General features: G+C 58.2%; 11 protein-coding genes. 4 read left to right on the plus strand and 7 right to left on the minus strand.

Features of this window, described 5'->3' with window-relative positions; genetic code table 11:
* From BMX75_RS14010 to BMX75_RS14040, 7 genes are all read right to left on the minus strand, one after another.
* Window positions 1-1,259: retention module-containing protein (locus BMX75_RS14010; RefSeq protein ID WP_175474746.1), on the minus strand; the 1,259-nt coding region annotated here is incomplete at its 3' end.
* 235 nt (window positions 1,260-1,494) lie between these two features.
* Entirely contained in the window at window positions 1,495-2,142 is a 648-nt protein-coding gene (locus tag BMX75_RS14015) for a response regulator transcription factor (RefSeq protein WP_092828948.1), read from the minus strand.
* Window positions 2,142-3,569, minus strand: a complete 1,428-nt coding sequence (locus BMX75_RS14020) for an HlyD family type I secretion periplasmic adaptor subunit (RefSeq protein ID WP_092828950.1) — start codon at window positions 3,567-3,569, stop codon at window positions 2,142-2,144. The genes BMX75_RS14015 and BMX75_RS14020 overlap by 1 nt, the downstream gene beginning before the upstream one ends.
* On the minus strand, window positions 3,569-5,737 hold the full coding sequence (locus tag BMX75_RS14025) for a type I secretion system permease/ATPase (RefSeq protein WP_092828952.1): 2,169 nt from the start codon (window positions 5,735-5,737) through the stop codon (window positions 3,569-3,571). Before BMX75_RS14025 ends, BMX75_RS14020 begins: the two co-directional genes overlap by 1 nt.
* Window positions 5,738-5,873: 136 nt before the next feature.
* Window positions 5,874-7,715 carry a TolC family outer membrane protein gene (locus tag BMX75_RS14030; RefSeq protein ID WP_092828954.1) on the minus strand — a complete coding sequence of 614 codons (1,842 nt, stop codon included), beginning with the start codon at window positions 7,713-7,715 and terminating at the stop codon, window positions 5,874-5,876.
* A gap of 398 nt (window positions 7,716-8,113) precedes the next feature.
* Entirely contained in the window at window positions 8,114-8,983 is an 870-nt protein-coding gene (locus BMX75_RS14035; protein ID WP_092828956.1) for a DMT family transporter, read from the minus strand.
* Window positions 8,980-9,249: an Rdx family protein gene (locus BMX75_RS14040; protein ID WP_092828958.1), complete on the minus strand. Its 270-nt coding sequence runs from the start codon at window positions 9,247-9,249 to the stop codon at window positions 8,980-8,982. The genes BMX75_RS14035 and BMX75_RS14040 overlap by 4 nt, the downstream gene beginning before the upstream one ends.
* Before the next feature lie 215 nt (window positions 9,250-9,464).
* On the opposite strand from BMX75_RS14040, the gene BMX75_RS14045 reads away from it, so the two are divergent.
* The 4 genes from BMX75_RS14045 (at window position 9,465) to ettA (ending at window position 13,523) form a co-directional block, all read left to right on the plus strand.
* Window positions 9,465-10,778, plus strand: coding sequence for an MFS transporter (locus BMX75_RS14045; RefSeq protein ID WP_092828960.1), 1,314 nt, complete (start codon window positions 9,465-9,467; stop codon window positions 10,776-10,778).
* Window positions 10,779-10,912: 134 nt separating this feature from the next.
* A complete protein-coding gene (locus tag BMX75_RS14050) occupies window positions 10,913-11,359 on the plus strand; it encodes a PAS domain S-box protein (RefSeq protein ID WP_092828962.1) in 447 nt (148 codons plus the stop codon).
* A 157-nt stretch (window positions 11,360-11,516) separates the two neighbouring features.
* Window positions 11,517-11,732, plus strand: coding sequence for a PA3496 family putative envelope integrity protein (locus tag BMX75_RS14055; protein WP_092828964.1), 216 nt, complete (start codon window positions 11,517-11,519; stop codon window positions 11,730-11,732).
* Window positions 11,733-11,861: 129 nt separating this feature from the next.
* Window positions 11,862-13,523, plus strand: coding sequence for an energy-dependent translational throttle protein EttA (gene ettA, locus BMX75_RS14060; RefSeq protein ID WP_092828966.1), 1,662 nt, complete (start codon window positions 11,862-11,864; stop codon window positions 13,521-13,523).
* Window positions 13,524-13,574: the final 51 nt, after the last annotated feature.

Below are 13,574 nucleotides of genomic sequence, written 5' to 3' on the forward strand. Positions count from 1 at the left end.
CCTTGACCGGTGCTGTCGGCATCCAGGGCGTACAGGCCGGAGGCCGGTGCGCTCTCGCCGTCGCTGTTCAGCGTCAGGCTGAGGGCGAGGGTCTCGCCCTGTTCGCCGTCGGCGCCGTAGTTGATCACGCCGGCGGTGTTGAGCGCGTCGCGCACGTTGGTGCGGTCGCTGACGCTGTCGTTGTCCACCAGACCGGCTTCGTCAACGCCGAAGGCTAGCTGGAAGCTTTCCAGATAGCCTTCATCCAGCACTGGCCCATCATCCAATATAGTGATATTAAGATTATTAGAAGCCGTATTACCACCTGCATCCGTAACGGTATAGACGAGGCTGGCTAGAGCTTCTTCAGTACCCTCTTCATGTAGCAGATTATTAGCCAGGGTGAGGGTGAATTCACCTGTTTGAGGATCAATCTGAATTTGGAACAGGAACGGTTCGTCAGGATTGTTGCTCTGTACACGCTCATTGGAGGCCGTAAGGGTGTTGCTAGCGGCATCCCAGTCCAGGTTAAAGCTCTCCTGGCCAATGCCGATTGTCTGACCATCCATTCCGGCAAAGCCGATGCTGCCAGCGCCCAGGGGTCCAAAGCTAAAGTCGATGCTGCCGGTAACCGTAACGCTATTGAAACTGGGCGTGGAGGCACCAGGGGGCTGAACAGGTAAACCACCCGGGAAGTCGTCATTGATTGGCGCTTGTTCACCAAACACCAACTGACTTTCATCAAGCGTGATCGTTGTCAAACCTGCCGTCGGGTTACCTTCGATCTCGTCATCAGCGTCAGCCAGCGCTGCTGCAAACTCGACCGTCTCAGGCCCTTCATCAGCGCCAACAGCATAGTCATACTGCAAACCTTGGACCGACTCTTCGATACGCGCGAGCTGGACGAAGTCGGAGCCTCCGCCGCCGCCGCCAGCAGCACCACCACCTGCGGCGGTTGCTTCAAGCAGATCGAGCAGGTCGCCGTCTTCTTCCTCAAGTGCGGAGAGGAGCGCTTCTACCTCGCCGTCCTGGGCGACGGTTTCTTCTTCGGTAGGGGCGTTCTCGGCATCCACGTCATTGGTGATAGCGACTTCTTCGTCAGCACCAATGGTGGTGGGCGGCAAGCCGTCGTCAAAATCAAGCTGAACACTACCGTTGGTAGAGGTGACGAGCGTTTCGCCTTCCTGAAGCACATCACCGATAGCCAGTTCGCGCAGGTTGCCGTCAGGGTCGCGTGCCCAGGCCTGACCGGTAATGGTAACGACGGTTGCAATGCTCATAGGAGTCATCCTCTAACAACAGAAATAAGGTTTTATATTGATAGTCACATTAGGCCAGGCTGGGAAAGCTTAGTATTGGACTGTGGTACAGGATGGGGACTATTTCGGTAGGCACTTCATCTGGGATGCTTGAAAGCCCCCAGCGGCATCGAAAAGGTGGGTGGATAGCTGGGCGTCAAGGCTGACAGACTGCTATCCACTATCATAGAGGTGATCGCCGCTTGCTACTGGCTAACTACTGTGAGGTGGATAACCTGGAGGCCTCGTTTGCCTTTGCTGATGCCCCTTTGCCCGTCAGCTTGATGATCAGCTGTAACCGATCATGGATATCAAGCTTGGCAAAAATGGCGGTCAGGTGCGCTTTCACGGTTCTTTCCGTGATATCGAGCTCTCGGGCCACTACTTTATTGCTGGCTCCCTTGGCCACGGCCAACGCCACTTCGCGCTCGCGCTGGGTCAGCACTTCGAGCACCGATGATTGAACCTGTTCGTCACCCTTGAGTAGCCGCCAGGTACTCCCCATAACCTGGGCCATCAGATCGGCCGGTACCCAGATACCCTGGTTCATTACCACCGTGGCGATTTGTTTTAGCGTCTCGGCGGGGCTCAGCGCATGGGCGTAGCCTCTTGCGCCTTGTTGAAGTGCGTCCATCGCCGCCCCGTTTTCCGGCATCATCGAGAGCACCACAACGGTGGTACGCTGGGACAGGCGGCGCACGAGAGAAGGGCTGTCATTGCCATGCTCTTCTTTTAGCACCCATACCAGGGCAGCCGTATCCGCCAGCCCTTCGGCCTGCTCAGCCGTGACGCACTCAGCCTCGGCAAAAGCGGCTTGCCAGCGGGGCATCAACGCCTGGTCTTGTGTGACAAAAAGATGGGTCATCAGCGTTCCCCTAGTGAATTATTCCACGCGCGCAGGACGGGCTTCAGGAGAAACTCCATCACCGTACGCTTGCCGGTCATGATGTCCACCTGGGCTGTCATGCCGGGAATGATGTCCATTTCTTCATTATTGATCTCACCCTGCTCGGTACGGACCCGTACACGGTAGAAGGTGTTGTCATCGTCATCGGTAATGGTGTCGGCACTGATGTTTTCGAGCTCGGCTTTTAAACCGCCATACTGGGAATAGTCGTAGGCCGTCAGTTTGACGGTGGCCTCTTGCCCCGGACTCAGAAAGGCAATGTCCTGGGGGGCAATGCGCGCCTCGACCAGTAGCCGGTCGTCGGTGGGAATAATATCGACCACTTCCTGCCCGGCTTGGGCGACGCCCCCGATGGTCGTGATGTGAAGCGTTTGCACGACCCCCTTCACCGGCGAACGAATGTCGGCGAGCTGCACGCGATTCTGCAAGCCTGAACTGCCTTCATCCAGCGCCGCGATTTCACTCAGCGTGTCGGACAGATCGTTGCGCCAGCGGCTACGCCGTTCAGCACCCAACTCGCGCAGTTGCGATTCACTTTCCTCAACAGCGGCCTCGAGCCGCTCGATCGCCGCATTGGCCTGGTCGCGCTCGCCACGATTGCGGGAAACTTCGCGCTCCAGACGCAGCACTTCGACTTCCGATACGGCACCGGAGGACAGCAAGGGTCGCGTGAGCTGAAGCTCTTCACTGGCCATCTGCAACTCACGACTGGCGGTGTCACGCCGTAGTTTTGCCTCGAGCAACTCGGCTTCACGTTGGCGGATGCGGTCGCGAATAACGGCTTCCTGCTGGCGTAACTCGTACAGACTGCTTTGATAGGCTTCACGCTCCTGCGAAACGACGAGGGGCGCTTCTGCCATCAGCTCATCACTGGGCGAGAAGTCAGAATCCGTCACCAGGGCACGCAGCCGCTCGGCACGGGCTTTTAGCGCCTGCGCTTGAACGCGGTTCTCACGGAAATCGGAAACAAAGCGGGTCGGGTCGATGCGCATGATGACTTCGCCCGCCTCGACCATCTGGCCTTCCTGGACGAGGATCTCCTGGACCACGCCACCATCGAATGACTGAACGCGCTGCAGCTGTTGCGAGGGGATGACACGCCCCTGGCCGCGAGTCACTTCGTCAATTTCCGCAAAGGAAGCCCAGACCAGCAGCGCGATGACGGCCAGCACGATGCCGTAGAGAAATCCGCGTGCGCGGAGAGGATCCTGCTGCATGCGCGCCCAGTCGGCGTCACTGGCCCAGTCGCGACTTATATGGGCCGAGGTGACACGCTTGGAAAACAAACGGTCCATGAACGGGCGAAAGGGTTTGCCGCCCTTCTCGCTGAACCGCCCCAGCGCTTCAAAGCCTTGCTGTTCGGCGGATTTGCGTTTTTTCGCCATTAGTTCGCCCTCCCGACCTGGCCTTTACGCAAGGCTTCGACGACTTGCTCGCGGGGGCCGTCCGCAACGATCTTGCCCGCGTCCATCACGATAATGCGGTCGACAAGTGACAGCAGCGACGTGCGGTGGGTGACGATCACCATGGTTTTTTCTTGACTGAAATGCGTCAGGTTTTTTTTCAGCACCTCTTCACTGGCGTGGTCCATCGCGCTGGTGGGTTCGTCTAGCAGCAGCACGCTCGGGCTGTTCACCAGCGCACGCGCAACGGCGACCGATTGACGCTGACCGCCGGAGAGCATGTTGCCTCCCTCACCGACCGGCAGATCCAGCCCGTAAGGATTGGATTTCACCAGTGACTCGAGGCCGCTCAATCGGACAGCCTCCAGCAGCGCTTCGTCGTCAACGCCCTCGCTGCCCGCTCCGGCGACGATGTTCTCGCGCAGTGTGCCGAAAAACAGCGCGATATCCTGGGGCACGTAGCCGATATGCCGCCGCAGTTGCATGGGGTCGAACTGACGTATGTCGACATCATCCAGGAAGATGGCACCGCTCGTGGGCTGATAAAGTGCCAGCAACAGCTTGCTGAGGGTTGACTTGCCCGAACCGATCCGGCCAATCAGGGCCACCTTTTCACCCGGCTTGAGCCGGAAGCTCACGTCATTGAGCGCGCTGCGCTCTGCCTCAGGGTAGCTCAGGCTGACGCCGTCGAACTTGATATCGCCGTGGACCACGGGGCGACTGATATAGGCCTTGCCCTCAACGCGCTCGGTGGGCTTGTCCATCACCTCGTTGAGGGATTCAAGCGCCGTGGATGACTGGTGGTATTGGGCCATCAACCCCGCCGCCTGGCTGATCGGCGCCATTGCCCGGGAAGATAGCAGGTAAGCGGCGATCAGCCCGCCCTGGGTCAAATCACCTTCGATGATCATGTAGACCCCGATAATGATGATCGCCACCGCCACCGTGTGTTGTGTCCATAGCGCCACACTGGTGACGGAGGAGCTGACCAGGCGCAACTGCGCCGCCGTGCGGGAAAGAAACGCCGACGCCCGCTCCCACATGCCCTGCAGACGGCTTTCACTGCGCAAGGTTTTAACGGTTTCCAGGTTGCCGACGGCCTCCACCAGGGTGGCATTGCGCTGGGCGCCGATGCGCCAGGTGGTTTCGGAAAGTTCGTGCAGCTTGCTCTGCGCGGCCAGTGCATAAAGAAAAACGAACACCGCGCCGACCACGATGGGAATCACCAGTGGCACCCCGATCAGCGCGATAATCGCGGCAAACAGGATGACAAAAGGCAGGTCCACAAGCGCCACGATGGTGGCAGAGCCAATAAACGCCCGGACGGATTCAAAGGATTGCAGCGTGGCGGTAAACGAGCCTGTGGACGCAGGCTTGGCTTCCATGCGCATGCCGAGCACCCGTGACATGATGCTGGACGTCAGTTTTACATCGGCACGGCTGGCCGCCAGATCCACAAAGGCGTTGCGCATCAGGCGCAGCGCCAGGTCGAAGCACAGCACGATAAAGATGCCGACGGCCAGTACCCAGAGCGTCTCGGTAGCCGCGTTGGGGACTACCCGGTCGTATACGTTCATCACGAACAGCGGCATGGCGACGGCAAACAGGTTAATCACCGCCGAGCCGATCAAGACATCGCGGTAAAGCTTGCGGTTTTCGCGGATAACCCCCCAGAACCAGTGCCGCGAGCGCTGCTTCTTGACCTCAGGGCCACGCGCATCAAAGCGGAACTTGGGTCTGACATAGGCTGCCTGACCGCTGTAGGCGTCTTGCAGGCCGACCAGGCTGACAATGGAGCTTGCCTCGCCCAGCTCGGGGAAAATGACTTCCGCCTGACCGTTTTTAATGTCCAGGTTGAGCAGCACGCAGGCGCGCCCCGACTCCAGTAGCAGAATCGCCGGAAACAGGGCAGGGTTCAGCTGCGAAAGGCGTGATTTGACGAGCCGGGCCGTCAAATCGGCGCGCGCCGCCGCACGCCCCAGCACGCCGGGCGTCAGCCTGCCGTCTTCCAGTGGGAGACCGGCAATAAGCGCTTCTCGTGTGGCATCGTGGTGATGAATGGAGGCGACGGCTACCAAACATTCCAGAAGCTCGTCTGTATCGGTTCGGTTAGATGGTTCGTCTGATGCTACGTCTTTTTCGTTAGACACACATACCCCAAATCATAAATGCGCCCTGCACTGATGAGTGCGCCCAGCGATACTGCCTCGCGTTCTTGTCTTGGTAACGAATCCTGGTTACCAAGACAGACGGAACGCGAAGCAACCTACAGTGCCATCCTCTTACTTAACTGCTGACAGGAAACGCTTCATCATATCCCATATCGCTCAACTGGCGACGAAAGCCTGATTCTGCATCCGCGGGGGTGCTAACCTGAACACGGTAAAAGCCTCCGCCGTTTACGATGCGGGTTGGCATGTTCAACTGACCTTCTAGTTCTTTTTGTAACTCAACGGCCGATGACTGATTACTCAGGGCCGCGACCTGAAGGAAAGAACCTGCTTTCGCTGGGGTGGCGTTAATGATCTCATCGGTGAACGATGAGGGAAGCATGGAGGACTTGTCTGACACATCAGCGACCGAAAGCGAATCGATGGCGCGATCCCCATCAAACGCGTGCGTCGTACTGACATACGGAGACGTACCATTACCAGTACTGCCTACCAGATCTTCAAGCGTGTAGTTGGCAGGCGCTTGAGTCGGGCAGATAGCCTCGCCATCAATCTGGACGCCATCACTACCCAGGTCCGAAAGGCTCGGCATGTCGGCGCGCGATACGTCCAGAGTGCGCATCAGGTGACCCATTGAGGCCAGCGTCTCGGCGTCGGCAATGGCGACGTCATACTGGGCGTTGACGTAAGCACGGCTGGCTTCGAAGAACTCGTTTTCACTGTCCAGCACGTCGAGCAGGGTGCGCTCGCCGATATCGAACTGCTGCTGATAGGCACCGCGCACACGATCAATGGATTGGCGATGCTGATTCAGGTAGCGCATCTGCTCGCGCAGCCGCTGGGTGTCGCCGTAGGCGATCTGGGTGGTTTGACGAACGTTGCGACAGGCCAGCTCGCGATTTTCCACGGCTTCCTCGATGCGTTCGCTGGCGGCACGGAATGAGGCCAGATCCGAGCCACCCCGATACAGGTTCATGCTGGCAACCAGTTCGATGCTGCTCTGGTCACGGCGACCAATGGCAGACGAATCGTCGTTGTTGCTGCCGGTGCGCCCAACGATATCCAACCGCGGATGGAAACCTGCTTCCGTAATGTCCCGCTCCGCACGCGACGCGGCGATGTCTTCAATCGCGGCGTGGAAGTCAGGGTTACCTTCGAAGGCAAGGTTGACGGCTTCTTGCACCGAGCTGGGTAGCTCACCCGAGAGCTCCGGTGTAGGGTCAAGGTTTTCTACCGGCAGGTCACCGACGATGCGGTTATAGCGCGCCGAGACATCGTGGAGGTTCGAGGCTTCGGTCAGCAGGTTGGATTCGGCCAGTGCGACACGACCGGTAATCTGTTCAAGGTCAACACCGCGGCCCGCGCCGGAGAGTGCGCGCTCTTCGATCTGATCGTAGACCCGCATGTGCTGGCGGTAATTATCCTGAGCCAGGCGAACCAGCTCGCGATAGCGCAGCACATCGGCGTAGGCCCGGGTCGCTTCCAGGGCAACGTTTTCACTGGCGCCCAGCAATTCGTAGTAGCGCACCAGCTCCGCCCGGTCCAGCTGCTCTACCCGTCCGGCCGTCGCAAAACCGTCATAGACCATCTGGGTCAATTCAAGCTGTACGTAGTCAGTGCTATAGCTACCGCGACCATCCCCTTCGACAGACTCCCGGCCCACGCCAGCGGAGGCGTCCACGCTTGGCAGATAACCGCCCCAGGCTTCATCCCTGTCGTAACCCGCTGCACTGAAAGCGCGGAACGCCGCGTTGACTTCGGGATTCTGGGTAATCGCCTGCTGGACAGTCTCTTGCAGGTTGGATGACCCCGGTATGGCCATATCGGATGGAAGCGACTGAGCCATCGCCTGACTGAGCGGAAGAAGTGTCAGGCTAGTGCCGAAAGCCGCCGCCTGAATGATGCGTGCCAAGCCAAATCGTTGGTAAAGCCCGTTGGTGGCGCTGAGTTTTTTCATCTGTGGTCCCCTCATGGAATATGAGACAGCGACTGCAGCAAAGCCACCGCAGTCACCGATAGCAATTGATACGTTATTTTTTTATCGCGGGACTCACCCAACCATATCTATGTTCAGGTGGCGCATCCTTTCCCGGTTTCCCTACCCTGATGGTGCTAGGCTCTAGCGCCTTACGTGTCAATGTGACTCATCAAAAGAGCTTAAGCACCTTGATGACGTATTTGCTCTTTATAGCTTATAACGCACGAGTTACGTCACACATATTAATGTAAATTATTGTAAAACAAAATTGCATCATGTACAAAGCCAAAACGCCGTTATTTTCTTATTAAGCAGGCATTGATACGTCACCTAATGCCGCATGATTTGTTTAAAAAGCTGATAAAAAAGACCTAACCCTATGATTGACGCCTTTGCTGCCAGCCTAGCCCAGCCAGAATAAGCACCAGGCCTACCAAGGTTGAAGGATAAATCGACTCACCAACGACTACAAACAGTAACAAAAGCGACACCGGGGGCGAAAGAAAGATCAGGTTTGCAACCTTGGCGGTGCGTGACACCTTATGAACCGCGAGCTGCCACAAAATAAAGGCGATCCCCATCTCGAACAGGCCCACATAAATACCGGCCATCAGCGCCGAGCCGCCATGCCACTGAAACCCTGGCCCCCATAACAGCAACAGCGTCAAAACCGGCAACCCAACGGTGAAGTTTTGCCACTGGCCCACCAAGGGCTGGCGTTTGTCGCGGGCATTGAGCAGCCAGTAAAGCGCCCACAGCAGCGTGGACGCTAGCGCAAAGGCCACGCCAAGCGGGTCGGCAAAGTGGACATCGAACACATTGCCACGGGTGGCGATCACCCAGACGCCCGCGTAGGCGACCAGCCCAGCGGCGACATCCTTGACGGTCAGGCGGTGCCCCAAAAGCGGTACCGCCAGAAACGCCATGGCCAGTGCCCAGGTATAATTCAGCGCCATGGCTTCCTGGCCGGGCAGCCGATCATAGGCGGCAAACAGCACCAGATAATAGGCAACCGGGTTCATAAGCCCGGCCCAGGCAGCGGTTTTCCAGCCGCTGTTTAGCGCTATTCTGGCGTTACCCTGGTACACCACCAGAATGCCCATCAGCAGCCAGGAGACCAACACCGCCAGCCACATCAGTTCCAGGGGCGACATCCAGGTCAAGGCCACCTTGAAAGCGGTGGCGACGGTAGACCAGAGGGCAACCGCCCCCAAGCCATATAGAATTGCTTGGCGGTCCTGATTCATCGGTCGGTATGACCGAGGTTGCGGGCTGGTTCAACCTGGTCTCGCACCCGCTGCTTGAGGGTTTTTATATCCGGGAAGCCGTCATCACGCTTGCGCTCCCATAGCAGAGCATCGTCGCACCAGATTTCGAAGGTGCCGCCGTGACTTGGGCAAAGCGCCACTTCGCCCAGCGCTTCGCCGAAGGTGGAGAGCAACTCCTGTGCATACCAACCGCTGCGTAGCAGCCACTGGCATTGCGTGCAATAGCGGATTTGAATGCGCGACATCCTTGAGCTCCTTGACGAGACTCGCCATTATCCATGAGATGTATTATCTGCGGGTATTAACGTCCGCGTGTGCTAAGAGTACCTGATGTACTACATGTACTTGGTCTGCATGTACTTGGACTGTGTGTACTTGGACTGCGTAAGTTAAAGAGTGTACTGAATAACACGGCTCGTCAAAACGAGCCGCCCAGGACGACGACTGCCAAGGAGCCCTGATGGCTAGACATGACCTTTCTGAATCGCGCATCTACGAGTGGCTGACCGGCGACGAGGATAGCCGGATGTGCGATGACATTCCCGAGAGCGCCTGCCATGAGCAACCGCGTAACTTCATGCTGCATTTATGGGCAGCATTGGGCAATAAGCTGGCGGATGAGCTGTCCAGCGCGCGCCTGGTATTGCCCTGGCTGATGGGCATCATCGGCGCACCGATATGGATGGTCGGGCTTCTGGTGCCTATTCGTGAGTCCGGGGCATTGTTGCCGCAGATCTTTGTGGCGGGCTTCATTCGCCTCAAGCCGCAACGCAAGTGGGTGTGGGTGGCCGGTGCGACCCTCCAGGCGCTAGCGGCACTCGCGCTGGCAGGGTTGGCGCTGTGGAGCAGTGGTAGCCTGGGAGGCAGTCTGGTGTTGTTGGCGCTGGTCATGCTGTCGCTGGCCCGGGGGCTTTCGTCCATCGCCACCAAGGATGTCATGGGCAAGACCATTGCCAAACGCCGCCGCGGCACCCTGATGGGGTGGAGCGGCAGTGTTGCCGGAGCGGCCACCCTGGCCGCCGGGGGCGTATTGATACTTCTGGGTGATTCTCCTGGCAGTTTGACGCTTGCAGCGCTGCTTGGCATTGCAGCACTGGGCTGGGCCGTTAACGGGATCTGTGCCGCCCGCATCGAGGAAACGCCGGGCGCGGTTGAAGGGGGTGAAAATGCCTGGGACAGCATCAAGCTGGGGCTTTCGTTACTCAAGGAAGATCGCACCTTCTTGCATTTCAACCTGTGCAGGGCGCTGTTGCTTTCCAGTGCCTTGGGCCTCCCCTACCTGGCGCTGCTTGGCCAACAGCAAAGCGGCAGTGAGCTGAGCAGCCTTGGGCTACTGGTCGTGGTATCCGGCCTGGCCGCCATGGTAGCAAGCCCCGTTTGGGGCAAGCGCGCTGACCGGTCCAGCCGAGGCGTTATGCGCGATGCCGCCATCGGCACGGCCGTGTGCTGTTTGCTGGGGGCTGGCATTGCGTGGCTGCCAGCCGTCGTTTCCGAGCACATATGGCCCTACGCGCTAGTCTACGCCGCGCTGGTGATTGTTCATCACGGCGTGCGTCTGGGTCGCAAAACCTACCTGGTCGATATGGCCAGTCAGGATAATCGTGCCCTCTATGTGGCGCTCTCGAATACCTTGACGGGCGTGCTGATGCTGCTGGTAGGCGGGCTGGTCGGCCTTCTGGCCCAGTGGCTGGGCAGTAGCGCCTTGCTGCTCGTTTTATCCGCCACCGCCCTGGCGGCGATGTTCAGTGCCCTGCATCTGCCGGAGGCAGAGTGACGTTCAGGATTGCAAAGCCGGGCAACGCTCGCCATGATGGTAACCAGGTGGCAGCCGTTAAGCGGCATTTTGCTATCATAAAAATTACGTGACAATACGCCACGATAGGTTTGGAGCTGCAACAGGACCCCTTGATGAAACGATCTCCCATGATCAGCCCCGCGTTGCTCGAACGCATGGTTGACGCCTCCGAGGACGGCATAGTGGTTGCTGAACAGGAAGGCGACGAAAACATCCTGATTTATGTCAACAAAGGCTTTGAACGCCTGACCGGTTACAGCGCCGATGAAATTTTATATCGGGACTGCCGTTTTTTGCAGAATGAGGATCGCGACCAAGATCCTCTCAACGCGATTCGTGAGGCGCTGAATGCTGGCAAGCCTTCGCGGGAGGTGCTGCGCAACTATCGCAAAGACGGCACCATGTTCTGGAATGAGCTGTCGATCACGCCGGTTTTCGACGAAGCCGACAATCTGATGTACTACATTGGCGTACAGAAAGATGTTACCGAGCGCATTGAAGCACAGCAGGCGTTAGCCGCACTCCAGGCCAAGCAGACAGACCCCAGAACAGAAAAATAAAACGACAACGCTTGATCTTCAACCTAACCGGCGTTATATAGCGGCAAGGCGCTTGTCCAAGCGCCCATTGCTTTCTGTGGTTCTGGGACCGCTGTTGCGCTGGAAACCAGAAAGCCATAATGTCGCCGGCACGCCGGCTTGGGTTGGAGGGCCAGTCATGAGCCGTAATCCCTTGAATCGTGAAATTTTCTCTCCTGAAGACGCTGAAGAGGACGACTTCGATTCCCCTGATGCCGTCAATGACGAACACTACGGCCGTTCTCGACCGAGCAGCAAGGTCGATAGCCTGCGCGCTAGACGCCAGGTAGAGGCCTGGCTCGAAGAACGCCGCCTCAAACGTGCCATCGATGACAGCTGGGACGAAGAAGAGTAATGGCAGCACCATAACTGCCTCCAGGCGATGAGCCCTCCTTGGCTGGCCTTTCGTCACGCTGGGCTCTATCATCTGCCTAATCGCCCAGCGGTGACGCTGGCATTTTTTTCATCAACTATACGGATTTCCATGGCGCAATACGTTTTCACCATGAACCGGGTTGGCAAGATCGTGCCGCCCAAAAAGCAAATTCTTAAAGATATCTCGCTGTCGTTTTTCCCGGGGGCCAAGATTGGCGTACTGGGCTTGAATGGCGCGGGTAAATCCACACTGCTGCGCATCATGGCCGGTGTCGATAAGGAGTTTGAAGGTGAAGCCCGTGCGATGCCGGGAATCAACGTCGGCTACCTGCCTCAGGAGCCGGAGCTCGACGACAGCAAGAATGTCCGTGAGACTGTCGAAGAAGCCCTGGGCGCCATCAAGGAAGCCCAGGAAAAGCTCGATGGGGTTTACGCTGCCTACGCTGAGCCGGACGCCGACTTTGATGCCCTGGCGAGCGAGCAGGCACGCCTGGAAAATATTATCGAAGCGGCTGACGCCCATAACATCGAGCGCAAGCTGGATGTCGCCGCTGAAGCGCTTCGCCTGCCCCCCTGGGAGGCTCAGGTGGGCAACCTGTCCGGCGGTGAGCGCCGCCGTGTAGCGCTGTGTCGTCTGCTGCTCTCAAGCCCCGACATGCTGCTGCTCGACGAGCCGACCAACCACCTGGATGCCGAGTCGGTTGCCTGGCTCGAGCGCTTTCTGCACGACTACAGCGGCACCGTGGTCGCCATTACCCACGACCGCTACTTCCTCGACAACGTGGCGGGCTGGATTCTTGAGCTGGACCGCGGCCAGGGTATTCCCTTCGAGGGCAATTACTCACAGTGGCTCGAGCAGAAAGAGCAGCGCCTGGGTCAGGAAGCGAAGCAGGAAGCTTCTCGCCAGAAAGCCATCAAGCAGGAGCTTGAGTGGGTACGCTCCAATTCGAAGGGCCGCCAGGCGAAAAGCAAGGCACGCCTTAACCGCTTTGAGGAAATGCAGTCCGGTGATTTCCAGAAGCGGAATGAAACCAATGAGATCTATATTCCACCCGGCCCGCGCCTGGGGGATAAAGTCATCGAGTTTCATGATGTGGCGAAACGCTTCGATGACAAGCTGCTTTACCAGGACCTTTCGTTCTCGATTCCCCCCGGTGCGATTGTCGGCATTGTGGGCGGTAACGGCGCCGGTAAATCGACCATGTTCAAGCTGATTACCGGCCAGGAACAGCCCGATGCTGGCGAGGTCGTGATTGGTGAGACCGTGGATATCGCTTATGTCGAGCAGTTGCGTGATGCGCTGGACGACAAGCAGACCGTCTGGCAGGCCGTTTCGGGTGGTCAGGATATCCTTAACATCAATGGTTACGAGGTCGCTTCGCGGGCGTACGTGGGTCGCTTCAACTTTAAAGGCAACGACCAGCAGAAACGCCTGGATGAGCTGTCCGGTGGTGAGCGGGGTCGTTTACAGTTGGCGCAAACGCTCAAGCAGGGTGCCAACGTGCTGCTGCTTGACGAGCCGTCCAACGATCTGGATATCGAGACGCTGCGTGCGCTGGAAGAGGCCCTGCTGGCCTTCCCGGGCTGCGCCATGGTGATCTCGCACGACCGCTGGTTCCTTGACCGGATTGCGACGCATATTCTGGCGTTTGAGGGCGATTCGGAAGTGGTCTTCTTTGACGGCAACTACACCGACTACGAAGAAGATCACAAGAAGCGTGTGGGCAACGACACGCCCAAGCGCATGAAGTACAAGCGCATTGATGCTTAATAGCCTGGTCCGAACAACCCTTGGCGGGGGCGCTGTAAACCCCTCCATGGG

Origin of the sequence: Vreelandella subterranea, from assembly GCF_900111305.1 — a bacterium.
In the GTDB taxonomy this organism is placed as follows: Bacteria; Pseudomonadota; Gammaproteobacteria; order Pseudomonadales; family Halomonadaceae; genus Vreelandella; species Vreelandella subterranea.